Origin of the sequence: Luteimonas gilva (assembly GCF_005239095.1) — a bacterium.
GTDB classification, from domain to species: Bacteria; Pseudomonadota; Gammaproteobacteria; order Xanthomonadales; family Xanthomonadaceae; genus Luteimonas_C; species Luteimonas_C gilva.
The window spans coordinates 1,147,047-1,171,254 of the sequence record NZ_SZUA01000001.1 but is presented as its reverse complement, the minus strand read 5'-3'; the positions used below and the strand labels follow the sequence as shown (position 1 = coordinate 1,171,254).

Below are 24,208 nucleotides of genomic sequence, written 5' to 3'. Positions count from 1 at the left end.
ACCGCATCCCCTTTCGCCTACGCTAGTTCGTGGGAAGCCCGGCCCCCAAGACCGGGCTTTTTTTTGGCTGCTCCTCCCCCTTCAAAGGGGAAGCAAAGCTTCGCAGCCGTCCTGGGCCGTTCCATCGGCCGATCCCCGGTTTCGTCGTTCGCCGGGCGACGCCGCGCAAGGGCCCGGCTATGCTCCGCGGCAATCTCCGAATGCCGGTGCCGCCGTGATCGCCAGTCTGTTCTTCGTCTTCCGCATCGCCGCGGCCTGGTTCTTCGGCTTCTTCCTGGCGACGCTGCTGATCACCGGATTGTTCGGCGGCATGCAGAACGGCCCGCCTTGGCCTTTCGTGCTGCTGTTCGTGGTCACCATGGCTTTGGTGATCACCGGCGCTTTTTCGCACGTGCGGCGAGTGCGGCTGATCGCCGGCAAGGTCGATGCGACCACGTTGGCCAACCGGCAGCGGCGCCAAGTCGAGATTCCGTTCGAGGCCGGCGAGGCTTTCGATCTGGTCGACGCCGCGGTCCGCGAACTGCCGCGCACCGAGGAAGTCGAAAGCGCGCGCGACAGTTTGCAGATCCGCGCCAAGGTGGGACGCATCGATCCGTACAGCAACAAATCGCCGAGCCGCTACAACCCGCTGGCTTGGCTGGGCAACAAGCGCAACCAGATCCTGGCCACGGTGACGCCGGGCCAAGACGCCGGCAGCTTGCTGCTGATCTGCGAACCGGAAAGTCCGGCTTGGAGCGATTGGTTCAAGGTCGACGACGGCACCAATCTGGAGAACGCCGAAGCGATCACCCGCGCCATCACCCGTCGCGTGGCCGAGCGCCGCCGCAGCGAACAGGCCAAGGCCGAGCAGACCGTCACCGAGAAGGAGCTCACCGTCGCCAAGTTGAGTCTGCTGCATGCGCAGGTCGAGCCGCACTTCCTCTACAACACCTTGGCCAGCGCCCAGTACCTGACCCGCAACGATCCGCAGCGCGCCGACGAGATGCTCGGCAACCTCATCGCCTATCTGCGCCACTCGCTGCCAAGCGCGGAGAATTCGGCGTCCACGCTCGGCGAAGAATTGGAGCGGGCCCGCGCCTATCTCGAAATCCTGAAGATCCGGATGGGCGCGCGCCTCAACACGCAGATCGACGTGCCCGAACGCCTGCAGTCGGTGCCGTTTCCCGCGATGATGCTGCAGACGCTGGTGGAGAACGCGATCAAGCACGGCCTGGAGCCCAAATCCGGCGGCGGCACGGTCTGGATCTTGGCGCGCGACCACGAGCAAGGCGTAGCGGTGACCGTGGCCGACGACGGGCAAGGGTTCAACGTCCAGAGCAGCGGCACCGGCATCGGCTTGAAGAACGTGCGCGAACGTTTGCGCCTGGCTTACGGTTCGTCGGCTTCGTTCGCGATCGTGTCCAATTTCCCCAGCGGCGTCGCGGCGACCATCGTCGTGCCGACCGCGATCGGCGAGGGCCAGGCCCATGCCTAAATGCGTAATCGCCGAAGACGAAGCCTTGCTGCGCCATGCGCTGGTGGCGATGCTGCGCGAAGCCTGGCCGCAGTTGGAAATCGTCGCCGAATGCGAAGACGGCGGCGAAGCGCTGGAAGCCATCGCCGAGCACCGGCCTGACGTGGCCTTCCTCGACATCCGCATGCCCGGCCTGACCGGCCTGGAAGTGGCCGCGGCGATGGCCGAAATCAGCCCGGCGACGCAGGTGGTGTTCGTCACCGCTTACGACCAGTACGCGATCGACGCCTTCGAAACCGGCGCAGTCGACTATCTGCTCAAGCCGGTCGCGCGCGAGCGCCTGGCCGCCGCCGTGCAGCGCCTGCAGACGCGCGCCGTCGCCGGGCAGAACGATGCCGGCGTGATCGCCGCGCTGATCGAAAAATTGGGGCTGCAGCGCAAGAGCGCCGAGCCCCTGGTCTGGATCACCGCCAGCGCCGGCCGCGAAACGCGCCTGATCATGGTCGACGACGTCGCTTATTTCCGCGCCGACAACAAATACACGGTGGTGATGACCGCCGAGGGCGAATCGCTGCTGCGCAAGCCGATTCGCGAACTGCTGGACGCTTTGGACCCGGTTACGTTCAAGCAAATCCACCGTTCCACCATCGTCAATCTGAAGGCGGTCGCATCGGTCTCGCGCGACGACAGCGGCAGGGGCACGCTGCGTTTGAAGAACCGGCCCGAAACCCTGACCGTCAGCCAGCCGTTCATGACCCTGTTCCGCAACATGTGAGGACGCCATGCGCTCGTTTATGCAAGGAAGGTTCGTGCGCCTGCTCATCGGCGTGTTGTCCGTCACCCTGAGCATGCTGGGTTGCGACGGGCGCGAGAAGACCGTAGTGACCACGATGTCGTCGAAAGGGCCGGCCGGATCGAACGCGGTCCGCGTCACCGCCCGCAAAGCCTTGGCGAAATTCCAATGCCTCGAAAGCGTCGCAGGCAGCTGCGAATTCGCCGTATTCCTCGCCGATTGCGATGCGGGCAGCGGCAAGGGCGCTTGCAAGCCGATCCCGGTGACCGATTTCGCGCTGAAGGCCGGCGCGTCTCGGGAGATCGCCGATTTGCCGGAAGGCTTCAAGTTCTGCGCCGGTTACGGCAAGAAGCCCATCGCGCCGGGTTGCCTCAAATAGCCCGGAACCCTCTCCCGCTTGCGGGAGAGGGTTGGGTGAGGGCACGCGCAACCGGAAGATAGCGGCGAACGAACGTTTCTCGCGCTACGAACGAATATCGCATCGTTGTAAGCAAGGGTTTGACGCGGCCTGACAGTCTGCGCGCCCTCACCCCAGCCCTCTCCCGCAAGCGGGAGAGGGAGCGAAACGATACAAGCGTTTCGAGCCTTGGCATGTTGGCCGAAAAACGCTCGATTCCCGGATTAGATCCGCCCCGAAGTGATCAATCCGCCGATCAAGCCGCCGAGTCCGCCGGCGACGCCGAAAAACACGCCGATCCAGCATTTGATCTTTTCGCTGCGGCGATCGCGGGCGGCCTTGGCCGGGTCGCGCGCCGCTTCCAACGCGTGCCGGCGCGCCAGTACGCGCGGCTGCACGACCAGGCTCTGGTAGAAGATGATCCCCATGAACCCGACGGTCGCCAGCACAGCCGGCATCCAGCCCGTGGTGGCGTAAGCGATGACCAGCAACGCGATCACGAAACCGATCGAAGCCAGCGCATTGATCGCGGCGCTGCGGATCAAGCCGCGCCGCTCTTCTTCGTCGATCGCGCCGCGCAATTGGCTGCGCAGGCCCAAGTAGATCGCCGCGAACGAGGCGACGACGGCGAAACCGATGCTGCCCGCCGCGCCGAGCAGGATCTTGCCGAACGTCTTCGCGCCGACCGCCGCGCCGGCGGACAGGATGCCCGCGGCCGCGGCGGGCGGGCTGGCGACGGTCAAGGCGGTGGCGACGATCGCGGTGAAGGCCGCTCCGGGCGCGGTGCTGCGCGCGAGTTCGCCGAAGCGTTTCAGCAGATCCTCGCGCAGGTCCTGGCGCGCGCGCGACAGGCGCTTGCGCACGGCCGCGTCGGACAAGCCGAGCAGCGCGGCGACTTGCTGCGAACTTTGGCCTTCGCGATAGAACAGCAGCAGGATTTCGCGGCTGTCCTCGGGCAGAGCCGAGATCAATTCCGCGGCGGCCCGCTCGCGTTCGTCTTCGATGATCTTCTGTGCGGGCGTCGGCGCCGGATCGGCGGCCAGGGCGATGGCCAATTCGGCGGTTTCGCCGTCCAGCGGCCGCTGGCGGTTGGCGCGCAGATGGTCGCGGGCCAGATTGCGGGTGATCTGGCGCAGCCAGGGCAGGAAACTGGCCGGATTCTGCAGCCGCTTGAGGTGCTGCCAGGCCGACAGGAAGGCTTCCTGGGCGATGTCCTCGCTGGTCGGCACGTCGTGGGTGATCGCCAGCGCGACCGCGGTCACCGTGTTCTGGCAAGCGGCGACGATCCGGCCGTAGGCGTCGCGGTCGCCGCCCGCCGCGGCGGGCAATTCGTGGCGGATCAGCAGATCGATGTTTTCGGCGTTCATGGGGTCCGGCTCGCGGGATCTAGATACCAGGACGCGGCGGGACGGACAATGTGACTGCCGGTTCTTGGTTTTGCAGGCAGGGCTGGCTCAACCCTCTTTACTCGAATTCCTGCCGAAGAAAAAGAAAAGGCTGCCGGCGAATATCGATAACGCAAAGTGACTGAGAAGATTCTTCCCGACATCCTGCCAAGAGGCCACCGAGCCCAGCCGGAGAGGGCGGAACCCTAGTCCGAATTTATCGGCGAGAACCAATATCGCGAAGATCGCCGCGGTGGCGACGAGCCAGCGCTGGAGCTTGACGGCCGTGACGTGATCCATTCAGGCGCGATCCGCGTTCGGTCACGCGGAGACGTGTTTAAGCGTACGCACGATCCGCCACTGCCCGCCGACTTGCTGCACTTCCAGCGTCTTGTAGGTCGCACGCAACCGATGCCGGTACGCGCTGTAGCGGATCTCGGCGGTGTCGGCGGAAGTGCGGCGGAAACCGTCGATGTCGACCAGCACGGCCGGGCTGCGGTTGCTGCGCGAATAGCTGCCGCTGCCTTCGGCGGCCACGCGCACGCAGCTGGATCCCGGCGCGACCGCCAAGTTCGGCCGCGTCAACGCGGGCATCAGCGATTCCGGCGCGTCGCGGCCGTCGATGGTCAAGCACGCGACCTTGGCGTCGCCGGGCTGTATTTCGGCCGCGAAAACGGCCTGCGCCAATGCGACCGGCGTCGCTGCGGGACCGATCGGGCCGCCAACGGAGGCGGGCGCCGACGGTTTGTGCAAGGTCTGGAACATGATCAGGCCGAGGATCGCGACGATCGCCAGCAATATCCCCACCTTCAGCTTGAACACCTTGTTCTGCGGCGTCCGCATCGCCTTCGCGGGTTCGACATCGATGAAGGTCGGCGCCAGATAGCTCTCGCCGGGGCTGCGGGTGCTGTCGATCAAGCCGGCTTCGCGCAGTATCTGGCGCGCGCGCGGCTGGTCTTCGGATTTGACGATCCACACCGCCGGCTGCGGACCGTCGTTGCCGCCGTCGCGGTAGCTGAAATTGCGCCGCACCTTGCCCTTGTACGAGCGGCCATTGGTGATCCGCACCTCGATGCCGTCTTCCTCGAGCATCTGCGCGACTTTTTCCACGTTTTCCAGGCGCGCGCTGCTGAATACCTGTCTCATCGGATCATTCCTTCGCCGGCACCTGGGCCGCTGCCGCCGCATCGCCGACCACGCGGATCAAGCCCTCTTGCGCGGTGCTGGCCACCAGCCGCCCTTGCTGGTCGTAGATCATGCCCCGCGCCAGGCCGCGCGAATTCTGCGCGCTGGGGCTGTCGATCGAATACAGCAGCCAATCGTCGGCGCGGAACGGGCGGTGGAACCACAGCGCATGATCGAGCGAAGCCATCTGCACGTTCGGCTGGTAGTAGCTGATGCCGTGCGGGAAAGTCGCGGTGCCGAGCAGATGGAAGTCGGAAGCGTAAGCGAGCAGGGCGCGATGCAGCTCCGGCGCATCGCCGACCTTTTCCGCCAGCCGGAACCAGACTTGCTGGAACGGCGGGCGCTTGGGCGGATTCAGTTCGTCGCGCGGGTAGACGTGGCGGAATTCGAACGGCCCCATCCGGCTCAGCCAGCGCTGCACCTTGGTCGGCAGCTTGGCCAGCACTTCCGGCGGCACCGCGTGCGCGGGTTCGATGTCGTGCGGCTTGGGCACTTCCGGCATCGACAACTGATGCTCGGCGCCGGGTTCGTTTTCCTGGAACGAGGCCGCGCAGAAGAAAATGACCTTGCCGTGCTGGATCGCGCTGACCCGGCGCACCGAGAAACTGCCGCCGTCTCGCGTGCGGTCGACGTCGTACACGATCGGATGGTCGATGTCGCCGGCGCGCAAAAAATAGGCGTGCAGCGAATGCGCCTCGCGCGGCTGCTGCATCGTCGCCTGCGCCGCCGACAAGGCCTGCCCCAGCACCTGGCCGCCGAACACGTATTTGGTGCCGATGTCGCGGCTCTGCCCGCGGAAGAGGTCGTCCTCCAGGCGCTCGAGCGAGAGCAATTCGATCAGTTCGGAGACGGCGGAGGTCATGGGCGGTCTGGCCTACGGCTGGCCCTCGATTATACGGGCCCGCTCGCTGCGCTTTTGTAGAGTCGAGCCTGCTCGACTGCTCTTGATTTACGGGCCGACCGACAAAAGCAGTCGAGCAGGCTCGACTCTACAAGGGCCGCAAACGCTCCAGCGGGACCGCATCCAAGACGCGCTTCCACGGGAACATCGGCCCCGGATCGCGTTTGCGCCGCACCTTGCGGGTCGGATCGTCGCTGGCTTCGACTTCGGCCGTATCCAAATCTTCGTGGCCCGCGATCGTCGTCAAGCTCGGAATAGCGGCGCGCAGCGAATTCAGCAGGCCGATCAGCGCTTCGATCTGCGCCGGCGCATAGGCCTCGTCCATCGCTTGGTGGCGCGAATCCAGCCAATGCGGATAGCGGCCGGTGTTGACCAATTCGATGCCCACCGAACGCGGGTTGTAGCCGCGCGTGTGGTGCGCGACGCGCTCCGGCGTCACGTAGCGGTGCACGCTGCCGTCGCGGTCGATGTAGAAATGGCCGCTGTTGCCGGTGCCGCCGGCCGCGTCGGGCGCGGGGTACAGCACGCGTTCGCCGTATCGCCGCGCCGTGGCCAAATCCGGCAATTCGGTGCAGTGGATCACCACCAGATCGATCGCCGACAACGGGCGTTCGTCCAGCCTGGATTCGTAGGGCAAAGGGTCGATCGGCACGGGTCGGGCAGGGCGGGAAGCCAGGCGCGATGCTAGCATTCGCGCATGGCCACGCTTTCGCCCGATTCCGAGCTGTACCGGTTGATGTCGCAGTTCCCGCGCGGCGGGCGGGTCGACTGGATCGGCCTGCGGCCGGCCCGCGACGTGGCCATGGAGAGCGTCGCCTCGGTCGAAGCCGTCGCCGGCCAGGGCCTGGTCGGCGACCGCTATATGAAGGCCAGCGGCAGCGGCAAGCGCGGCATCACCTTGATCCAGGCCGAACATTTGCCGGCGATCGCCGCGCTGGCCGGCCGCGACGCCGTGCCGCCCGCATTGCTCCGGCGCAACGTTGTGGTGGCCGGCATTCCGCTGATCGCATTGAAGGGCCGCAAATTCCGCATCGGCGACGTGCTGGTCGAAGGCACCGACAGTTGCGACCCTTGTTCGCGGATGGAAGCCGCGCTGGGCCCCGGCGGCTACAACGCGATGCGCGGCCATGGCGGCCTGTGCGCGCGCATCCTCGAAAGCGGTTCGCTGCGCGTCGGCGACGGGGTGGTGGCGGTTGACGACTGATTCCGCCGCCGGCACGGAGACCCGCTGAACATGCGCGGCCACTGCATACTTTCCCACGGTTTCGAAAGCGGTCCGGACGCGACCAAGGTCGCCGCCTTGGCCGAAGCCGCGCAAGCGCTCGGCTGGACCCACGAGCGGCCCGATTACACCGACTTGGACGCCAAGCGCGAAGTCACCGAACTTGGCGACGTGCCCGCGCGCTTGCGGCGTTTATTGGATTTGGCGCAAGCGGCCGCCGCGCGGGGTCCGCTGGTCTTGGCCGGCTCCAGCCTCGGCGCCTATGTTTCGGGCCTGGTCTCGCTGCAGGTACCGGTCGCCGGCCTGTTCCTGGTGGCGCCGCCGATCCGCATGGGCGAAGCGCCCGAACTCGATGCGGCCATCGTCCCGACAAGCATTCTGCACGGCTGGAACGACGAACTGATTCCCGCGCGACAAGTCGTCGACTGGGCGCATCGCCGCCGCGCGCGGCTGTTGATGGTCGACGATTCGCACCGGCTGTCGGCGAACGTCGAAACTTCGGCGCGGGCCTTCGCCGAACTGCTGCGTTCGCTGTAGCCGATGAAATTCTTCGCCAGCTGCGCCAAAGGCCTGGAATACCTGCTCGCCGACGAGCTGCTCGCGCTCGGCGCCGCGAAGGCGACCGCGGCCGCGGCCGGCGTCAACGCGGAAGGCGAACAAGCCGATGCGTTGCGCGCAGTGTTGTGGTCGCGCTTGGCGAGCCGCGTATTGTGGCCGCTGGCCGAGTTCGATTGCGCGGACGAACACGCGCTCTACGCCGGCGTCGCCGCGATCGATTGGACGCGGCATCTGACGCCGGAGATGACGCTCGCGGTCGACGCGCACGTTTCCGGCACGGCGGTCACCCACGCCCGTTACGCCGCGCAGCGGACCAAGGACGCGGTGGTCGACGTGCTGCGCAGCGCCAGCGGCGCGCGGCCGTCGGTGGATGTCGAAGCGCCGGATTTGCGCTTGAATCTGGTGCTGCGCAAGGGCAGGGCGATCCTGTCGGTCGATCTCGGCGGCGGGCCGCTGCACCGCCGCGGTTGGCGCCAGACGCAGGGCGAAGCGCCGTTGAAAGAAACCTTGGCGGCGGCCGTGTTGATGCGCGGCGGTTGGCCGAAGGCGTATGCGGAAGGCGGCGCGCTGCTGGATCCGATGTGCGGCAGCGGCACGCTGGTCATTGAAGGCGCGCTGATGGCGGCCGACGTCGCGCCGGGGTTGCTGCGGCACGGCGACATCGCGCCGAGTCGGTGGTTAGGTTTCGACGGGGCAGCCTGGAAGAAGCTCGTCGAAGAAGCGCGGCAACGTGAAGCCGACGGCCGCGCGAAGTTGCGTCCGGGGTTTTTCGGCAGCGACTCGGACGCCAAAGCGATCCGCTCCGCAGAACAGAATGCGTGGATGGCGGGCGTATCCGAGTTGGTTCATTGGCAAGCGTCTTCGGTCGATCAGCTCGCCACTCCTGCTTTAGCCGAGGAAACCAACCGCGGCCTGGTCGTCTGCAATCCTCCCTACGACGCCCGCCTCGCGGCGGACGCCGCCTTGTATCGCCGACTCGGCGACGCCTTGAAACGTGCCGTGCCGCATTGGCGCGCAAGCCTTTTATGCGGCGACGCAGAGCTCGCCCACGCCACCGGCCTGCGCGCGCAGAAGAAATACCAAGTGTTCAACGGCGCCTTGGAATGCGCGTTGATCGTCTGCGACCCGATCGCACCGCCCGTGCGCGAAGCCGCGCAACCGCGCGAACTGTCCGAAGGCGCGCAGATGGTGGCCAACCGCTTGCGCAAGAACCTCAGGAATACGAAAAGCTGGCGCGAGCGCGAAGGCGTGAGCTGTTACAGGATCTACGACGCCGACTTGCCCGAATACGCCGCCGCTATCGACGTCTACGCCGAAGCCGACGATCCCGAACGGCGCTGGCTGCACGTGCAGGAATACGCGGCCCCGGCCGAAATCCCGGAAGAAGCCGCGCGCCGGCGTTTCCGCGAACTGCTGGCGGCGGCGCAGGAGGCGTTCGCGTTGCCGCGCGAGCGGATCGCGACCAAGACCCGCGAGCGGGGCAAAGGCGGCAGCAAATACGGCCGTTTCGACCGCCGCGACGAGTGGATCGTCGTGCGCGAAGGCGGCGTGCGCCTGCGTGCGAACCTGTTCGATTATCTCGATACGGGCTTGTTCCTCGATCACCGTCCGCTGCGCCTGCGGATCGCCGAAGAAGCCGAAGACGCGCGCTTCCTCAATCTGTTCGGCTATACCGGCGCGGCCACGGTGCATGCCGCCGCGGGCCGTGCGCGCCAGACGACAACTGTGGACCTGTCGGCGACTTATCTGCAATGGTGCGCGGACAACCTGCGCGAGAACGGCTTCGGCGGCGGCGCCCATCGCCTGGCGCAAGCGGATGCGCTGGCCTGGCTGGAAGCCGATCGCGGCCAATACGATCTGATCTTCTGCGACCCGCCCACGTTCTCGAATTCGGCGCGTGCCGACGATTTCGACATGCAGCGCGAGCACGTGCGCCTATTGCGCGCCGCGGTCGCGCGGCTGGCGCCCGGCGGCGCGCTGTATTTCTCGAACAATTTCCGCCGGTTCCGGCTGGACGCGCAGGCCGTGTCGCAATTCGCCGATTGCGCCGACATCACGGCGCAGACCATTCCGCCGGACTTCGCGCGCAATCCGCGGATCCATCAAGCTTGGCGCATTACCGCTCTTTTGTAGGAGCGGCTTTAGCCGCGAGCTTTTCCGATCGGGTCGCAGCGACTTTGTGGAAAAAGCTCGCGCTAAAGCCGCTCCTACAAAAGCGGGTCAGCGCGAGACCGCGCGCGGATTCACCGTCGGCGCCGAATCGAGCAACGCGTTCGCCGAACGCGAATCGCGGCCGAACACGCTTTCGAAGGTGTTTTCGTCGATGCGGCGGATATTGCCGATGCGGCACGGGATTTCCAGACCGTTGCGCACGCCGCTGACCGGGATCACCGCATCGCCGAGGTCGCCGCAGATGCGGCCGTCGGAGGTGACCGGATCGCTGCCGGTGCCGCGGCGATAGCCCAGGCCCGAGCCCAACCGCGTCGGCCGCAGGCCGTCGCGGAAAGTCAGATAGGGGCGGCGGTTCAAATCGCGGCAACTGTGCGCGAGCTGGATGTCGTAATAGCGCTTGCCCAGGCTTTTGACCACCAGGCGACGGTCGTCGACCACGCCCCAGTCCAATACTTGCCGGGCGACCAGGCAATCGCCGGTGGGCCGGATCGGGGTCCGCGGCGTCGGGCCGGCGGCCGTAGAAACACCGGCACCCAATGCCAGTGCCGAAGCGAGCAAGGCGAGAAGAGGCGTTTTCATGGCGATCACCGCGGCGGCCGGACGGCTGGGTTACGATCCGCCTGCGGCGCTTAACGCAGCCGGAATATCCCAGGCGCCATGATGCAGGTATGAATACCCACCTTAGCGATGTCCTGCCCCCCTGGATGCTGATGCTGCGGCAATGGCTGAAGCATCCGCGCCGCACCGCGGCGATCGCGCCGTCCAGTCCCGAACTGGCCACCGCGATCGTCGCGGAACTGCCGGCGGACGCGCGCCGGGTGATCGAGCTCGGCGGCGGCACCGGCGCCCTGACCAAGGCGCTGCTGGCGCACGGCATCGCGCCGCAGGATCTGCTGGTGCTGGAATTGAACGACGCCATGCACGCGCGCCTGCGCAGGCGCTTCCCGCAAACGCACGTCGTGCACGGCGACGCGCGGCGCCTGCGCGAAATCGCCGCGGCCGAGGGCTTCGCCGGCGAGGGCGCGGCCGACGCCATCGTTTCCGGCTTGGGCGTGCTGTCGATGGAGCGCTGGCTGCAGCGCGATATCTACGCGGCCGCCTTCGATTGCCTGCGTCCGGACGGCCGCTTGATCCAATTCACCTACGGCCCGCAGCCGCCTTTGGCCGATTCGGTGGCGCGCGAACTGCGCCTGGAAGCCGAGCGCGGCGGTTTCGTGCTGCGCAACGTGCCGCCGGCGACGGTCTACGTCTACCGCAAGGCGAGCGGAACCGCGTAACCCTGCGTTCCACCGGCGGCGCTGTTGGCGCGGCCCTGCGGCCGCATTTATCCGGCATTCCGCAACAGGAGCCGCCATGACCGCCGCCACCCAACACCCCGCCCGCATCGCCCGCGTCGTACGCGGCCAGGCCGCTTCCGACGGCGCCGGCGTGAAACTGACCCGCGTGATCGGCGGGCACGTGCTGCCCGATCTGGATCCGTTCCTGCTGCTCGACGAATTCGGCACCGACCGCGCCGAGGACTACATCGCCGGCTTCCCGGAGCATCCGCATCGCGGCTTCGAAACCGTCACCTACATGCTCGACGGCCGCATGCGCCACCGCGACAACCACGGCAACGAAGGCCTGCTGGTGCCGGGCAGCGTGCAGTGGATGACCGCCGGCCGCGGCCTGGTGCACTCGGAAATGCCCGAGCAACAGGAAGGCCGCATGCGCGGCTTCCAGTTGTGGGTGAACTTGCCCGCCAAGGACAAGATGACCGAGCCGCGCTATCAGGAATTCGCGCCTGAGCGCATTCCCGTCGCGACGCCGGCTGCCGGCGTCGCGGTCAAGGTCATCGCCGGCGAAGTCGGCGACGTGCGCGGGCCGATCGAACAGCCGGCGACATCGCCGGTGTACCTCGACATCGGTTTGGCGCCGAACGCGGCGTGGGAGTATGGATTGCCCTCGGGCCACAACGCTTTCGCCTACGTGTTCGAAGGCGCCGCGACGCTGGGGCAGGGCGAAGAAGCGCGTCCGCTCGCCACGCACGAACTCGGCATCCTCGGCGGCGGCGATGCGCTCAGGGTCGAAGCCGGCAGCGAAGGCGCGCGGCTGATTCTCGTCGCCGGCCGGCCGCTGCGCGAGCCGGTGGCGCGTCACGGCCCGTTCGTGATGAACACCCGCCAGGAATTGATGCAGGCCTTCGTCGATTTCCAAGAAGGCCGCTTCTAAGCTCTTGTAGAGTCGAGCCTGCTCGACTGCTTTTTCCGCGCGCGAAGACGTGGCAAGAGCAGTCGGGCAGGCCCGACTCTACGCAGCAAGAGCGAAAGCAGTCGAGCAAGCTCGGCTCTACAAACGGATCAAGCGCGCGGCATCCGCTCGCGCAAGAACTCGACGAAGCGTCTCACCCGCAAAGGCACGTCGCGTCCCGGCGGAAAAACCGCGTGGATCGCGCCGTCGGGCAATTTCCATTCCGGCAGCAAGCGCAGCAATCGGCCTTGGGCCACGTCTTCGGCGATCACCGTGTCCAACAGGATGGTGACGCCGGCGCCGCTGCGCACCAAGGCTTGAAGGGCCTGCGCCGAATTGCAGCGCATCGTTTCGCGCACGCGCACCGTTTGCTGCTGGCCGCCGCGGCGGAAAATCCAGGTCAGCGGCGAGGACAGCAGGCTGATTGCGACCCAGCGATGCTCCGCCAGCGCTGCCGGATCCTTTGGCGCACCGTAACGCGCGACGTAGTCCGGCGCAGCGATCACCCATTGCTCGAAACCGCCCAGACGCGCCGCGCGCAATCGCGAATCGCGCAAGCGGCCGAAGCGGATCGCCAGATCCATGCCCTCGGCGACCAGATCCAATTGTTCTTCGCTGCTGTCCAGATCGAAGCGGATGCCGGGATGTCGCTGCGCGAACTCGGCCACCAGCGGTGCCAGCGTACGCGTGGCGAAATCCGGCGGTGCGGTCAGGCGCAACAATCCGTCCAACCGCTCGCGTTCGCCGCCGAAGCGTTCCAGCGCCGAACCCAAGTCGCGCAGCAGCGGCGCGCATTCGTCGAGCAGGCGCCGTCCTGCCGCGGTGAGCCGCACTTGCCGCGTGGTGCGGGTGAACAAGGCGCCGCCGAGTTCTTCTTCCAGTTTCCGCACTTGTTGGCTGACCAGCGATTTGGTCACCCCCAAGCGCTCGGCGGCGGCGGTGAAACCGCCGGCTTCGGCGACCGCGGCCACGTAGGCGAGGCGATCCACTTTGCTCGGGACGATGCCGGCCATCGATCCATTGTCCATAAAAACTGGACAGTAAATCTAGCATTGGGCGGTTTATGAATCCAATCGCGGAGCGCATGCTGGCGTCATCCATCGAACGGATCAGGAGAACTCCATGAAAATCGCATTGATCGGCGCCAGCGGTTTCGTCGGCGCGCAATTGCTGGAGGAAGCGCTGCGGCGCGGCCACCAGGTCACCGCCATCGTCCGTCATCCTGACAAGCTGCCGCAGCACGCAGCGCTGACGGCAAAAGCCGCGGACGCGTACGAGGCGGGCGAAGTCGCCGACGCGGTCGCGGGCCACGACGTCGTGCTCAGCGCTTTCAACGGCGGCTACGCCGGGCCGGAAGCGCAAGCGCAGCACGTGCGCGGTTCGCGCGCGATCGTCGAGGGCGTGAAGCGGGCGGGCGTGCCGCGCCTGGTCGTCATCGGCGGCGCCGGCAGCTTGTTCGTGGCGCCGGGCGTGCAGTTGGTCGACACGCCGCAGTTTCCGGCCGAATGGAAAGAAGGCGCGCTCGGCGCGCGCCAGGCGCTGCGCGATCTGCAGACCGAACCGGCGCTGGATTGGACGGTCGTATCGCCGTCCGCTTTCCTGGAACCGGGCGAACGCACCGGCAAATACCGCTTAGGCGCGGACGAATTGCTGATGGACGGCGACCATCCGGCGAAGATTTCGGTCGGGGATTTGGCCGTGGCGGTGCTCGACGAGATCGAACGTCCGCAGCATTCGCGGCGGCGGTTCACGGCGGCATCGGCGAATTGACGGGCTCTTGTGGGAGCGGCTTCAGCCGCGAGCTCTTCAACCAGATTACTGCGATCTGAGGGAAAGAGCTCGCGGCTGAAGCCGCTCCCACATTGTTACCGAAGGCTCAGCCCTTTTCGCTGCCGAGCCATTTGTAGACCACGCCGCCGAGCAAGCCGCCGGCGATCGGCGCCAGCCAGAACAGCCACAACTGGCCGAGCGCGCCGCTGCCGGCGAACAAGGCCACGCCGGTCGAACGCGCCGGATTCACCGAGGTGTTGGTGACCGGAATGCTGATCAGATGGATCAGGGTCAGCGCCAGGCCGATCGCGATCGGCGCGAAGCCGGCCGGCGCGCGCGGATGGGTCGCGCCCATGATCACCACCAGGAACATCGCGGTCAGCACCACTTCGCACAGGAACGCGGCCGCGACGGTATACCCGCCCGGCGACAGCGCGCCGTAGCCGTTGCTGGCGAAAGCGCCGGCGGCGTTCGGGTCGATCGCGAATCCGGGGCTGCCGCTGGCGATCTGGAACAGGATCCAGCCGGCCAAGATCGCGCCCAGCACTTGGGCGACGACGTAAGGCACCAGGTCCTTCAGCGGAAAGCGGCCGCCGGCCCAAAGTCCGAAGCTCACCGCCGGATTGAAATGCCCGCCCGAAATGTGCCCGAATGCATAAGCGCCGGTGAGCACCGTCAAGCCGAACGCGAGAGAGACGCCGAGCAGCCCGATGCCGAGCGGATTGCCGTCGCCGCCGAACTTCGCCGCCAACACCGCGCTGCCGCAACCGCCCAACACCAACCAGAACGTGCCGAGAAATTCGGCGCCGAGTCGTTTCAGCATAGTTTCCCTCCGATGGTCGGCCGGCTCCCCCGGCCGTGGGCCACGCTAGAGCAAAGCGGTTAAGCCGATGTGATCATGCGGCCGTCGCCGGCCGCAGGTCACTTGCTGCTGAGTTGGGCGTTGTCGAAGCGCAGGCCCTGGATGACGCCCATGTCCTGGGTCAGCTGGGCTTCCGAATCGGATTGGATCCAGACGTGCGCATTGCTGCCGTTGCTCAGTTCGAACATGGTTTCGCGCACCAGCGCGCCGGGCTTGGTGGCCAATTGGCCTTCGTACCAGTAGACGCTTTGGCCGCCGACCGAGCCGGTATTGCGGCGGTTCGCGCGTTTCAGATCGTAGGGCGCTTCGGGCGTGATCGAGAGGCCGAAGGCCTCGCTGCCGTCCGCGCGCAGGGCGCGGCAGAGCAGGGTGTTGCCGTAGGCGCGTTGTTGCCAGGCAAACTCGGCAGTGGGCAGTTGCGGGCAACCGCCTTTGTCCTGGGCATGCGCGAAGCCCGCCAGGCCGAGCAGGATCGGCAGTGCGATCAGCTGTTTCATGGCTTTTCCCCCGGTTCGCGGTCCCCACCGCTGGCCCGACCATAGAACAGCCGGGCCGCGACCGCAAATCGCGTCTCAGCGCTCCGGGAGAGGAATGAACTCGGCGTCGTCGCCCGGAATCTTGCCGAAACGGCCGTCCAGCCAGTCCTGCTTGGCTTGCTCGATCCGCTCGCGCGAGGACGACACGAAGTTCCACCACACGTGCCGGTGCGCGTCCAGCGGCTCGCCGCCCAGCAGCATGGCCTTGAGCGGCGTCTTGGCGCGCAAACGCGGCCGCGTGCCGCGATCCAGCAGCACCAGGTGCTGCTTCGGGATGTCGGCGCCGTCGAGCTGCGCTTCGCCGTCGAGCACGTACAAGGCGCGTTCGACGTGGCCGTCGTCGATATCGGTCTCAGCGTCGGCTTGCAGATCGAGCGCGACGTTGAAGGTGTCGGCGAACACGCGCACCGGCGATTCCAGGCCGAAGCCGCGTCCGGCGATGATCCGATGCAGCGCGCCGCCGCGCTCGAACTGCGGCAAGGTGGCGCCCGGATGATGGTGGAATTCCGGTGCGGCCTCTTCGTCGGGCTTGGGCAGGGCGACCCATGTCTGCATGCCGTGCGCTTCCGCGCCGCGTTCGCGCGCGGCCTGCGGCGTGCGTTCCGAATGGGCGATGCCGCGTCCGGCGGTCATCCAATTGACGTCGCCGGGATTGATGTCCTGCAGCGAACCGAGCGTGTCGCGATGAGTGATGCTGCCGGCCCACAAAAAGGTGACGGTGGCCAGGCCGATGTGCGGATGCGGACGCACGTCGATGCCGCGGCCGGGTTCGAACACGGCCGGCCCCATGTGGTCGACGAACACGAACGGGCCGACCGAGCGCGCTTGCAAGGTCGGCACCGCGCGGCGGACTTGAAAACCGCCCAGATCGTGGACGCGCGGGGCGATGATCGTGGTCATGGTCGGCTCCTTCGGATTCGCATCGCGGAAGGATGACATCGCCCGCGGCGCGCCGCCATTCGGCTTGCGGAACGCTGCGTCCGCGCATTCCGGCTTGGGATGCGCCATCGCCGCCCGCAAGATCGTTTCGGGCTTACCGGGTTACATGCGGGTAAGCCGGTGCGGCGCCGGATGTGAGACATTGGCGCCGCACAGGACTCGGGGACGACCCCGATGCGCCTTCCCGAACAGGGGACGACCCCGTCAGGTTAAGGAGAAAGGACCATGTCCTGGACCATCCTCGTGCTCGCCGGTTTGCTGGAAATCGGCTGGGCGATCGGCTTGAAATACACCGAAGGCTTCACCCGTTTGTGGCCCACGTTGGGCACCGTCGCGGCGATGGTGAGCAGCATCGTTCTGCTTGGCGTGGCGATGAAATCCTTGCCGGTCGGCACGGCCTACGCGGTTTGGGTCGGCGTCGGCGCGGTCGGCACCGCGATCCTCGGCATGGTGCTGTTGGGCGAGCCTTCCAATCCTGGGCGCTTGATCAGCCTAGGCTTGATCGTCGCCGGCATCATCGGCCTGAAGCTCGCTTCGCATTGAATGCCGCATCAATAATCGGCGGCTGAAACGGTTTCCGCGGCTGCGGTCGCGTACCGTTGCGGCCACGCGTTCGCGATCCTGCAGAACAGCTGCGCCGTGCGTTCGGCGTCGTACACCGCCGAGTGCGCGTATTCCGAATTCCATTCCAGGCCCGCGGCGTGCACGGCGCGGGCCAGTACGGTTTGGCCGTACGCGACGCCGGCCAGCGTGACCGTGTCGAACACGCTGAAAGGATGGAACGGATTGCGCTTGTGGCCGCAGCGCGCCACGGCGGCGTTGAGGAAGTTCAGATCGAAATGCGCGTTGTGGCCGACCAGGATCGCGCGCTGGCAGTTGTGCTTGCGCAGGGCCTCGCGCACGGGCGCGAACACCGCGTCCAAAGCTTCGCGCTCGGATTTGGCGTCGCGGAAAGGATGGTCGATGTCGATGCCGGTCACTTCCAGCGACTTCGGGTCGATTTCGGTGCCGGGCGCGGGCATCACGTGGGCGCTGATGCCGGGTCCGCAGACGTAGCGGCCTTGCTCGTCCAGATCGATCGGCACCGCCGCGATTTCCAGCAAGGCGTGCTTGTTCCAGTCGAAACCGCCGGTCTCCACGTCCACCACCACCGGCAGGAAGCCGCGGAAGCGTTCGATCATCTTGCGGAAAACGGGCGGGGAGGGAAGAACGGCGGATTCGGCTTGGGTCATGCGTCAAGCCTAGCAGACGCGGCCGATCAGGAGCTCTGCGTACCGAGCAAAGAGCCTTCCTCGCGCATCCGCCGGAGCATCGTGGCGCCTTCTACGATGAAAGCATCGATGTCGGACGCGCCGGCTTCTTTCGCGAGCAAGCCCAGGGATTCCCGTCCGGTGCGCGGCGTTTCGCCGCCCAGCAATTCCAAGAGGCGATAGACCAGCGGCGAAATTTCGGCGAAGCGCACGTCGCCGCCGGCATCGCGCCGCACCAGCAGCAAGGTGGGCGCATCCGGCGCTTCGTTGGGCCGGTATTCCGGGCCGATGCGCTGCACCGGCCAGCGATAGGCCAGCGCCCACGCCTGCGGCGAAACCAGCGGACGGCCTTGCAGCAGATCGCCGCCGGGGTCGTGCGCGGGCGCCGGTTCGTCGGAGATCTGCAGCGCCAGTTCGACCCATTCGTAGTGCGCCAACTCCGCCAGCCAGGGCGGATCGTCGGCGCCGGCTTCCTGGCGCGCGTCGAGGAAACGGATGAACTCGCGGCCGATCTCGGTGAACAAGGGCGTGCGGCAGCGGTGTTCGGCGAAGAACGCGCGTACCCGCGCATGCCAATCGGCATCCGAAAGCGTTTTTCGGATGACCGGGAAATTGCCGGCCAGCAGGCTGTCGACGTTGTTGTAGAACAATTCGCGATAGACCGCCAAACGCCGGTCTTCGATGTCCGGCGGCGGAAGGTTCGCTGCCGGGTCGCGCACATGGCGCGCGAGCGCGAATTGCTGCTCGCGTAACGCGATCGGCGCCTCAGCCATGGCTCGCCGCATCCAGGGCCGGTTGCGCCGTGCGTTGCGATTCGCGGATCCGCGCGACTTCGGCGAGCAAAGTTTCCAGCGGCGGGAAATTGAAATCGCGTTCCAGCAGGGTCGGGCGCACCCCGTGCACGCGGTAGGCCTCGGCGAGCAGCGCCCAGACATCGTTCTTGACCGGCGCGCCGTGGGTATCGACTTTCAGGTCGTCGGCTTCGTCGTAATGGCCGGCGATGTGATAGCTGGCGATCCGCGCGCCCGGCATCCGCGCCAGGAATTCGAAAGCGTCGTAGCCGTGGTTGATGCTGTTGACGTAGATGTTGTTCACGTCCAGCAGCAAGTCGCAGTCCGCTTCCTGCAGCACCGCGCCGACGAAATCGGCTTCGGCCATCGCCTGGAAAGGCGCGGCGTAGTAGGAGACGTTCTCGACCGCGATCCGGCGGCCTAGCGCATCCTGCACGCGACGGATGCGCGCCGCGACGTGGCCCACCGCTTCTTCGGTGAACGGAATCGGCAACAGATCGTACAGATGGCCGTCGTCGGCGCTATAGCTGAGGTGTTCGCTGTACAGAGCGACGGCATTGCGGTCGAGGAAGCGGCGCAAGCGTTGCAGGAAAGTCTCGTCCAGCGGTTCGGTGCCGCCGAGCGAGAGCGACAGGCCGTGGCAGGTGAGCGGGCGGCGCGAAGCGAGCTCGGCGAACGCGTCGCCGAGGCGGCCGCCGACGCCGATCCAGTTTTCCGGCGCGCATTCCAGGAAATCGACCGCGTCGGCGTCCGCAGACCGCAACGCGCCCATCAGGGCGCGCCGCAGTCCGAGGCCTGCGCTGGCTTCGGCCAACTTCATGATGAGCGGAGAAGCGAATGCGTCAGACGCTGCCGCCGCACTTGCCCTCGCCGCACTTGCCTTCGCCGGCCTTCTTGTCGCCGCCGCAGCTGCCTTCCTTGTGCGCCTTGCTTTCGGTCGCGTCGATGAAGCCGTCCTTGTTGGCGTCGGCTTTGTCGAACTTGGCTTGCTCGGCCTTGTCGGCGTGCTTGGCGTTGAATTCGGCGCGCGACACCTTGCCGTCCTTGTCGGTGTCCATCACGTCCATGCCGCACTTGCCTTCTTTCGCCTTGTCTTCTTTCATCGCCGCCTTGCCGGCGTCCTGTGCGCTGAGCAGATAGCCTTGCGCCAGCGGCTGCATCGCGAACGCCGAACCGGATAGGACCAGGCCGCCGGCGAGCGCGGTGCCGAGAGCGATGGCGACGGGTTTCTTGTTGGACATGGTATTGCCTCCCTAAATGCGGCTAGGCCGCGTAGATGTATTCGATGGGCTGGCCGGTGGCGGGCACGCTAGCCAGGAAGGGGTTAAGCCGGCATGAGCGGCGCCTCCGGAACCGACAACAATTGCCGGGCCAAGCCGCGGGCGCGGTGCAGACGCGCCTTGGCGGCTTCCAAATGCAGGCCCAGGCGGGCGGCGATCTCGGCCATGCTCAAGCCTTCGTAATCGCGCAGCAGCACGATCTCGCGGTAGTGCGCGGGCATGGCCTGCAAAGTGCGCGCCAGATCGCGGAGCAGGCCGTCCGGAGGCGGATAGTGCGGGCCGTCGATCTCTTCCAGGCTAGGCTGCAGCACCATGCGCCGCAGGCCGCGTTTGAGCCGGTTGCACTCGCGTTTGACGATCCGGAACAGCCACGAGGCATAGGCCTCGATCGCGCGCAGGTGGCCGATCTTGCGCGCTACCAGGAACAGGCTTTCCTGCACCGCGTCTTCGACGTCGTTGATCGAGCAGTGGTATTCGGCGTAGCGGCGCAGGTCTTGGCGCGAATGCGCCAACAGGCTTTCCAACGCGGCGCGATCGCCGCGCTGCGCCGCTTGGAATTCCTCGGGACTCGGGTTGGCCGCCATGGGTTGACCTCGATGCGGAGAATATCCGGATCGTCGGTGGCCGGACCCCTTACCAGAGTCATGGATGGCACCGCGCGGGTGCGCGCGGATTGGCCCTTTTTCGGGCTGTCTTCAGCTGGCGTTTAGCTATCTCGCAGGTCTGGCCTTAGTCCAGACTTTGTAGGAGCGGCTTCAGCCGCGAGTTCTTCCTTCAAATCGCGGCGATGTGCGGGAAAGAGCTCGCGGCCGAAGCCGCTTCTAAGCCCGTTCCATTGCGAAAGGGCTTGGTATCTGCAGCGGATCAGGTCGCGGTGTTGGTGTCGTCGCGCTTCTCGCGCGGCGGCAGCGCGCGATTCTCGCCGTGCACGCGGAACCAGATGTTCTCGGCGATGTTGGTGGCGTGGTCGCCGATCCGCTCCAGGTTCTTGGCCATGAACAGCAGGTGCGTGCACGGGGTGATCGCGCGCGCGTCTTCCATCATGTAGGTCAGCAGTTCGCGGAACAGGCTGGTGTACTGGGTGTCGAGCTCGGCGTCGCGGGCGCGCACGCGCTGGGCGGCGTCCACGTCCAAGTCGCGGTAGGCGGCCAGCACGTCGCGCAACTGCTGCACGGCGAGGCCGCCGAGCGCGCGCAGGCCGTTGGTGTGCGGAATCGGCGGCGCCATGTTCAGCGCCATCGAACGCTTGGCGACGTTGGCCGCGTAGTCGCCTACGCGTTCGATGTCGGCGGCGATGCGCAGCGCGGCGAGGATCACGCGCAGGTCGCTGGCCATCGGTCCGCGCAGCGCCAGGCGCATCACGTCGTGGCTGATCTCCTGCTCGAGGCTGTCGATCGCCTCGTCGTTGGCGATGATCCGCTCGGCGGCTTTGTCGTCGCGGCGCTCGACCACGTCCAGCGCGGCCTCCAGCTGCGCGACCGACATCTCGCCCATGCGCAGGATTTCGTTGTGCAGCCGCTGCTGCTCTTCGTCGTAGCTCTTGACGATGTGGTCGTGGGGCTGGGCCGTGTTCATAGGTTTGATCCCGATACTTGGAGATATTCCGGATTCCCGTCGCTTTTTTCGTTGCCTTCCATGGCGCTGCGGGTTCGGCTTCGGATGCCCCGGCCCGTCCATCCATGGACGAGCGTTCGGTCCGCCTCACGCGCCCTGTGGCGCGCGAAAGCGGCGGCCCTCACCCGAAACGACCGGTGATGTAGTCCTCGGTCTGCTGCTTCGAGGGGTTGGAGAAGATCGTTTCCGTCGTATCGTGCTCGATCAGGTCGCCCAGATACATGAAGGCGGTGAAGTCGGACACGCGCGCGGCCTGCTGCATGTTGTGGGTCACGATCGCGATCGTATAGTTCTGCTTCAGCTCTTCCACCAGCTGCTCGATGCGGCTGGTGGAGATCGGGTCCAGCGCCGAGGTCGGCTCGTCCAGCAACAGGACGTCAGGCTTCAGCGCCACGGCGCGGGCGATGCACAGGCGCTGCTGCTGGCCGCCGGACAGGCCCAGCGCGCTCTGGCCCAGCTTGTCCTTCACCTCGTCCCACAGCGCGCCTTGGCGCAGCGCGTGCTCGACGCGGTCGTTCATGTCGGACTTGGAGAGCTTTTCGTGATGGCGGATGGCGTAGGCGATGTTTTCGTAGATCGTCATCGGGAACGGCACCGGCTTCTGGAACACCATGCCGACTTTGCTGCGCAGCCGGTTCATCGGGTATTTCGGCGAGAGGATGTTCTCCCCGTCCAGCGACACTTCGCCGGTGGCGGTCATCTTCGGGTACAGCGCGTAGATGCGGTTGAAGATGCGCAGCAGGGTGGATTTGCCGCAGCCGGAAGGACCGATCAGCGCGGTCACGCGCTTCTCCGGGATCTCCAGGTTGATGCCCTTCAGCGCGTGGAACTTGTCGTAGTAGAAATCGAGCCCACGCGCGGCGAGCTTGACCGGCGATGCGGCGCTGGCCTCGCGTTGCGGCGTAGCGATGCGGTGCGTGGCCTCGGCGGTGCGGACGTCGTTCATGGCGCTGCCTTTAGAAGATGTGTTCCGGTCGGAATTCGTAAGCATGTCAATCGTTGGCCACGCGGTTGCGCAGCAGGATGGCGCGAGCGCCGAGGCTGACCAGCAGCACGAACAGCGTCAGCACCAGCGCGCCGGCCCAGGCCAGGGTCTGCCAGGTTTCGTAGGGGCTGCCGGCGAACTGGTACATCACCACCGGCACGCTGGCCATCGGCTGCAGCACGTTGCCGTTCCAGTACTGGTTGCCGAAAGCGGTGAACAGCAGCGGCGCGGTCTCGCCGCTGATGCGCGCCAGCGCCAGCAGCACGCCGGTGACGATGCCGGCCGAGGCGCTGCGGTACAGCACCTGCACGATCACCTTCCACTGCGGCACGCCCAGCGACAGCGCGGCTTCGCGCATCTGCGCCGGCACCAGCCGCAGCATCTCGTCGGTGGTGCGCACCACCACCGGCAGCACGATGAAGGCGAGGGCGAAGGAGCCCGCGAGCGCGGAGAAGCCCATCTGCGGGTCGCCTTGCGACACCCACATCGCGTAGATGAACAGGCCCAGCACGATCGACGGCGCCGAAAGCAGGATGTCGTTGACGAAGCGGACTACGGTGCCCGCTTTGCGCGCGTTGCCGTACTCGGCCAGCCAAGTGCCGGCGGCGATGCCGAGCGGGGTGCCGATCAGGATCGCCAAGCCGCACATCACCGCGCTGCCGAAGAAAGCGTTCAGCAATCCGCCTTCTTCCATCGGCGGCGGCGTCATTTGCGAGAATAGCGGCCAATTGACGCCTCGGATGCCCTTGGAGACCAAGGTCCACAGGATCCAGGCCAGGAACAACAGGCCGAACAGCGCCGCTGCGCACGAGAGCAGCAGGGCGAAAGCGTTGAAGACTTTGCGGCGGCGGTACAGGCCGTCGGCGACGGCATGGGCCTTGGCTTGTGCGGCGATCGCGCTCATCAGGTGCCCTCCTTCCTGGCCAACTGCATCAGCATGAAGCGGGCCACCGCCAGCACGCAGAAGGTGACGATGAACAGGACGAAGCCGAGCAGCAGCAGCGCCGAGCGGTAGGTTTCGGTCGCTTCGCCGAAGTCGTTGGCGATCAGCGCCGCGATCGTGGTGCCCGGCTCGAGCAGCGACGCCGACAGCGACACCGAGTTGCCGATCACGAAGGCCACCGCCATGGTTTCGCCGAGCGCGCGGCCCAGGCCCAGGAAGATGCCGCCGACCACCGCCGAACGGGTGTAGGGCAGGACGATGTCCCAGCTCACTTCCCACTTGGTCGAACCCAGCGCGTAGGCCGATTCCTTCAGCCGCGTCGGCACGGTCAGGAACACTTCGCGCATCACCGAGGAGATGAAGGGGATCACCATGATCGCCAGCACGAAGCCGGCGGTGAGCACGCCGATGCCCAGCGGCGGGCCTTGGAACAAGCGGCCGATCAGCGGCAGCGTGCCCAGGTGGTCGTTGATCCAGGGCGTGACGTATTCGGTCATCATCGGCACCAGCACGAACAGGCCCCACATGCCGTAGATGATCGACGGGATCGCGGCCAGCAATTCGATCGCGGTGCCGATCGGCCCGCGCAGCCAGCGCGGCGCGACTTCGGTCAGGAACAGGGCGATGCCGAAGCTGATCGGCACGGCGATCAGCATGGCGATGATGGCGGTGACGATGGTGCCGTAGATCGGCGCGAGCGCGCCGTACTTGTTCTCCACCGGATTCCACTCGGTGGAGAAGAAGAAGTTGATGCCTTCGTGGGCCAGCACTTGGCGGCCGCCCCAGAGCATGGACAGCGCCGCGGTGGCCAGCGCGATCAACACGAAGACCACCGTCGCGACCAAGGCGTAGCGGAACCAGCGGTCGGCGCGGGCGTCGCGCACGTCGCGGCCGGTGGGAGCTACGATGGCTTCGGGAATCGTGGTTGCGTTCATCAGTTTTT

Annotated in this window: 28 protein-coding genes and 1 pseudogene; 10 read left to right on the top strand and 19 right to left on the bottom strand. The window is 66.5% G+C overall.

Annotated elements, in window-relative coordinates; genetic code table 11:
* The first annotated feature begins 214 nt into the window (after positions 1-214).
* The 3 genes from FCE95_RS05480 to FCE95_RS05470 are packed head-to-tail and all read left to right on the top strand — an operon-like array spanning position 215 to position 2,625.
* Positions 215-1,474, top strand: coding sequence for a sensor histidine kinase (locus FCE95_RS05480; RefSeq protein WP_223266783.1), 1,260 nt, complete (start codon positions 215-217; stop codon positions 1,472-1,474).
* Positions 1,467-2,228: a LytR/AlgR family response regulator transcription factor gene (locus tag FCE95_RS05475; protein WP_137265937.1), complete on the top strand. Its 762-nt coding sequence runs from the start codon at positions 1,467-1,469 to the stop codon at positions 2,226-2,228. Before FCE95_RS05480 ends, FCE95_RS05475 begins: the two co-directional genes overlap by 8 nt.
* A gap of 34 nt (positions 2,229-2,262) precedes the next feature.
* Entirely contained in the window at positions 2,263-2,625 is a 363-nt protein-coding gene (locus FCE95_RS05470; RefSeq protein ID WP_137265936.1) for a hypothetical protein, read from the top strand.
* Positions 2,626-3,233: 608 nt separating this feature from the next.
* Here FCE95_RS05470 and FCE95_RS05465 read toward each other — a convergent pair.
* The 5 genes and pseudogenes from FCE95_RS05465 to FCE95_RS05445 all read right to left on the bottom strand — a co-directional run.
* Positions 3,234-4,010, bottom strand: a pseudogene (locus FCE95_RS05465) (RNA polymerase sigma factor); the annotation flags it as partial.
* A gap of 87 nt (positions 4,011-4,097) precedes the next feature.
* Positions 4,098-4,328 (bottom strand): hypothetical protein, encoded by a 231-nt coding sequence (locus FCE95_RS05460; RefSeq protein ID WP_137265934.1) that lies wholly within the window; start codon positions 4,326-4,328, stop codon positions 4,098-4,100.
* Positions 4,329-4,349: 21 nt separating this feature from the next.
* Positions 4,350-5,174 (bottom strand): putative signal transducing protein, encoded by an 825-nt coding sequence (locus FCE95_RS05455; protein ID WP_137265933.1) that lies wholly within the window; start codon positions 5,172-5,174, stop codon positions 4,350-4,352.
* Positions 5,175-5,178: 4 nt separating this feature from the next.
* Complete coding sequence (gene tesB / locus FCE95_RS05450; protein WP_137265932.1) at positions 5,179-6,075, bottom strand: acyl-CoA thioesterase II; 897 nt, start codon at positions 6,073-6,075, stop codon at positions 5,179-5,181.
* 127 nt (positions 6,076-6,202) lie between these two features.
* Positions 6,203-6,805, bottom strand: coding sequence for an N-acetylmuramoyl-L-alanine amidase (locus FCE95_RS05445; protein WP_137265931.1), 603 nt, complete (start codon positions 6,803-6,805; stop codon positions 6,203-6,205).
* A gap of 6 nt (positions 6,806-6,811) precedes the next feature.
* On the opposite strand from FCE95_RS05445, the gene FCE95_RS05440 reads away from it, so the two are divergent.
* The 3 genes from FCE95_RS05440 to rlmKL are packed head-to-tail and all read left to right on the top strand — an operon-like array spanning position 6,812 to position 10,027.
* The gene (locus tag FCE95_RS05440) at positions 6,812-7,318 is read left to right on the top strand and encodes an MOSC domain-containing protein (protein WP_137265930.1); all 507 of its coding nucleotides are present in this window, start codon (positions 6,812-6,814) and stop codon (positions 7,316-7,318) included.
* 30 nt (positions 7,319-7,348) lie between these two features.
* Positions 7,349-7,873 carry an alpha/beta hydrolase gene (locus tag FCE95_RS05435; RefSeq protein ID WP_137265929.1) on the top strand — a complete coding sequence of 175 codons (525 nt, stop codon included), beginning with the start codon at positions 7,349-7,351 and terminating at the stop codon, positions 7,871-7,873.
* A 3-nt stretch (positions 7,874-7,876) separates the two neighbouring features.
* Positions 7,877-10,027: a bifunctional 23S rRNA (guanine(2069)-N(7))-methyltransferase RlmK/23S rRNA (guanine(2445)-N(2))-methyltransferase RlmL gene (gene rlmKL / locus FCE95_RS05430; RefSeq protein ID WP_137265928.1), complete on the top strand. Its 2,151-nt coding sequence runs from the start codon at positions 7,877-7,879 to the stop codon at positions 10,025-10,027.
* Positions 10,028-10,114: 87 nt separating this feature from the next.
* On the opposite strand, the gene FCE95_RS05425 is transcribed toward rlmKL, so the two are convergent.
* The gene (locus tag FCE95_RS05425; protein ID WP_137265927.1) at positions 10,115-10,645 is read right to left on the bottom strand and encodes a hypothetical protein; all 531 of its coding nucleotides are present in this window, start codon (positions 10,643-10,645) and stop codon (positions 10,115-10,117) included.
* Between the two features lie 89 nt (positions 10,646-10,734).
* Here FCE95_RS05425 and FCE95_RS05420 point away from each other — a divergent pair, with 89 nt between their 5' ends.
* Both FCE95_RS05420 and FCE95_RS05415 read left to right on the top strand, forming a co-directional pair.
* Positions 10,735-11,343 (top strand): class I SAM-dependent methyltransferase, encoded by a 609-nt coding sequence (locus FCE95_RS05420; RefSeq protein WP_189644641.1) that lies wholly within the window; start codon positions 10,735-10,737, stop codon positions 11,341-11,343.
* Between the two features lie 76 nt (positions 11,344-11,419).
* The gene (locus FCE95_RS05415; RefSeq protein WP_137265925.1) at positions 11,420-12,277 is read left to right on the top strand and encodes a pirin family protein; all 858 of its coding nucleotides are present in this window, start codon (positions 11,420-11,422) and stop codon (positions 12,275-12,277) included.
* Between the two features lie 128 nt (positions 12,278-12,405).
* On the opposite strand, the gene FCE95_RS05410 is transcribed toward FCE95_RS05415, so the two are convergent.
* Positions 12,406-13,308 carry a LysR family transcriptional regulator gene (locus FCE95_RS05410; protein ID WP_137265924.1) on the bottom strand — a complete coding sequence of 301 codons (903 nt, stop codon included), beginning with the start codon at positions 13,306-13,308 and terminating at the stop codon, positions 12,406-12,408.
* Positions 13,309-13,417: 109 nt separating this feature from the next.
* Here FCE95_RS05410 and FCE95_RS05405 point away from each other — a divergent pair, with 109 nt between their 5' ends.
* Positions 13,418-14,065, top strand: coding sequence for an NAD(P)-dependent oxidoreductase (locus FCE95_RS05405; protein ID WP_137265923.1), 648 nt, complete (start codon positions 13,418-13,420; stop codon positions 14,063-14,065).
* 106 nt (positions 14,066-14,171) lie between these two features.
* Here the strand turns inward: FCE95_RS05405 and aqpZ are convergent, their stop codons facing one another.
* The 3 genes from aqpZ to FCE95_RS05390 all read right to left on the bottom strand — a co-directional run bounded on the left by aqpZ (position 14,172) and on the right by FCE95_RS05390 (position 16,363).
* On the bottom strand, positions 14,172-14,888 hold the full coding sequence (gene aqpZ / locus FCE95_RS05400; RefSeq protein WP_137265922.1) for an aquaporin Z: 717 nt from the start codon (positions 14,886-14,888) through the stop codon (positions 14,172-14,174).
* 98 nt (positions 14,889-14,986) lie between these two features.
* A complete protein-coding gene (locus FCE95_RS05395; protein ID WP_137265921.1) occupies positions 14,987-15,424 on the bottom strand; it encodes a hypothetical protein in 438 nt (145 codons plus the stop codon).
* A gap of 75 nt (positions 15,425-15,499) precedes the next feature.
* Positions 15,500-16,363, bottom strand: a complete 864-nt coding sequence (locus tag FCE95_RS05390) for a pirin family protein (RefSeq protein ID WP_137265920.1) — start codon at positions 16,361-16,363, stop codon at positions 15,500-15,502.
* 264 nt (positions 16,364-16,627) lie between these two features.
* On the opposite strand from FCE95_RS05390, the gene sugE reads away from it, so the two are divergent.
* Positions 16,628-16,945, top strand: coding sequence for a quaternary ammonium compound efflux SMR transporter SugE (gene sugE, locus FCE95_RS05385; protein WP_137265919.1), 318 nt, complete (start codon positions 16,628-16,630; stop codon positions 16,943-16,945).
* An 8-nt stretch (positions 16,946-16,953) separates the two neighbouring features.
* On the opposite strand, the gene rnt is transcribed toward sugE, so the two are convergent.
* The 9 genes from rnt to pstC all read right to left on the bottom strand — a co-directional run bounded on the left by rnt (position 16,954) and on the right by pstC (position 24,200).
* Complete coding sequence (rnt, locus tag FCE95_RS05380; RefSeq protein ID WP_137265918.1) at positions 16,954-17,634, bottom strand: ribonuclease T; 681 nt, start codon at positions 17,632-17,634, stop codon at positions 16,954-16,956.
* Between the two features lie 26 nt (positions 17,635-17,660).
* Positions 17,661-18,425, bottom strand: coding sequence for an HvfC family RiPP maturation protein (locus FCE95_RS05375; protein ID WP_137265917.1), 765 nt, complete (start codon positions 18,423-18,425; stop codon positions 17,661-17,663).
* Entirely contained in the window at positions 18,418-19,263 is an 846-nt protein-coding gene (locus tag FCE95_RS05370) for an HvfB family MNIO-type RiPP peptide maturase (RefSeq protein ID WP_137265916.1), read from the bottom strand. The genes FCE95_RS05375 and FCE95_RS05370 overlap by 8 nt, the downstream gene beginning before the upstream one ends.
* A 22-nt stretch (positions 19,264-19,285) precedes the next feature.
* Positions 19,286-19,684: an HvfA family oxazolone/thioamide-modified RiPP metallophore gene (locus FCE95_RS05365; protein ID WP_137265915.1), complete on the bottom strand. Its 399-nt coding sequence runs from the start codon at positions 19,682-19,684 to the stop codon at positions 19,286-19,288.
* A gap of 83 nt (positions 19,685-19,767) precedes the next feature.
* Positions 19,768-20,307, bottom strand: coding sequence for an RNA polymerase sigma factor (locus FCE95_RS05360; protein ID WP_137265914.1), 540 nt, complete (start codon positions 20,305-20,307; stop codon positions 19,768-19,770).
* 280 nt (positions 20,308-20,587) lie between these two features.
* The gene (phoU, locus tag FCE95_RS05355; RefSeq protein WP_137265913.1) at positions 20,588-21,298 is read right to left on the bottom strand and encodes a phosphate signaling complex protein PhoU; all 711 of its coding nucleotides are present in this window, start codon (positions 21,296-21,298) and stop codon (positions 20,588-20,590) included.
* A gap of 160 nt (positions 21,299-21,458) precedes the next feature.
* On the bottom strand, positions 21,459-22,283 hold the full coding sequence (gene pstB / locus FCE95_RS05350) for a phosphate ABC transporter ATP-binding protein PstB (protein ID WP_137265912.1): 825 nt from the start codon (positions 22,281-22,283) through the stop codon (positions 21,459-21,461).
* 46 nt (positions 22,284-22,329) lie between these two features.
* Positions 22,330-23,226 (bottom strand): phosphate ABC transporter permease PstA, encoded by an 897-nt coding sequence (pstA, locus tag FCE95_RS05345; protein ID WP_137265911.1) that lies wholly within the window; start codon positions 23,224-23,226, stop codon positions 22,330-22,332.
* Positions 23,226-24,200, bottom strand: a complete 975-nt coding sequence (pstC, locus tag FCE95_RS05340) for a phosphate ABC transporter permease subunit PstC (protein WP_137265910.1) — start codon at positions 24,198-24,200, stop codon at positions 23,226-23,228. The genes pstA and pstC overlap by 1 nt, the downstream gene beginning before the upstream one ends.
* Positions 24,201-24,208: the final 8 nt, after the last annotated feature.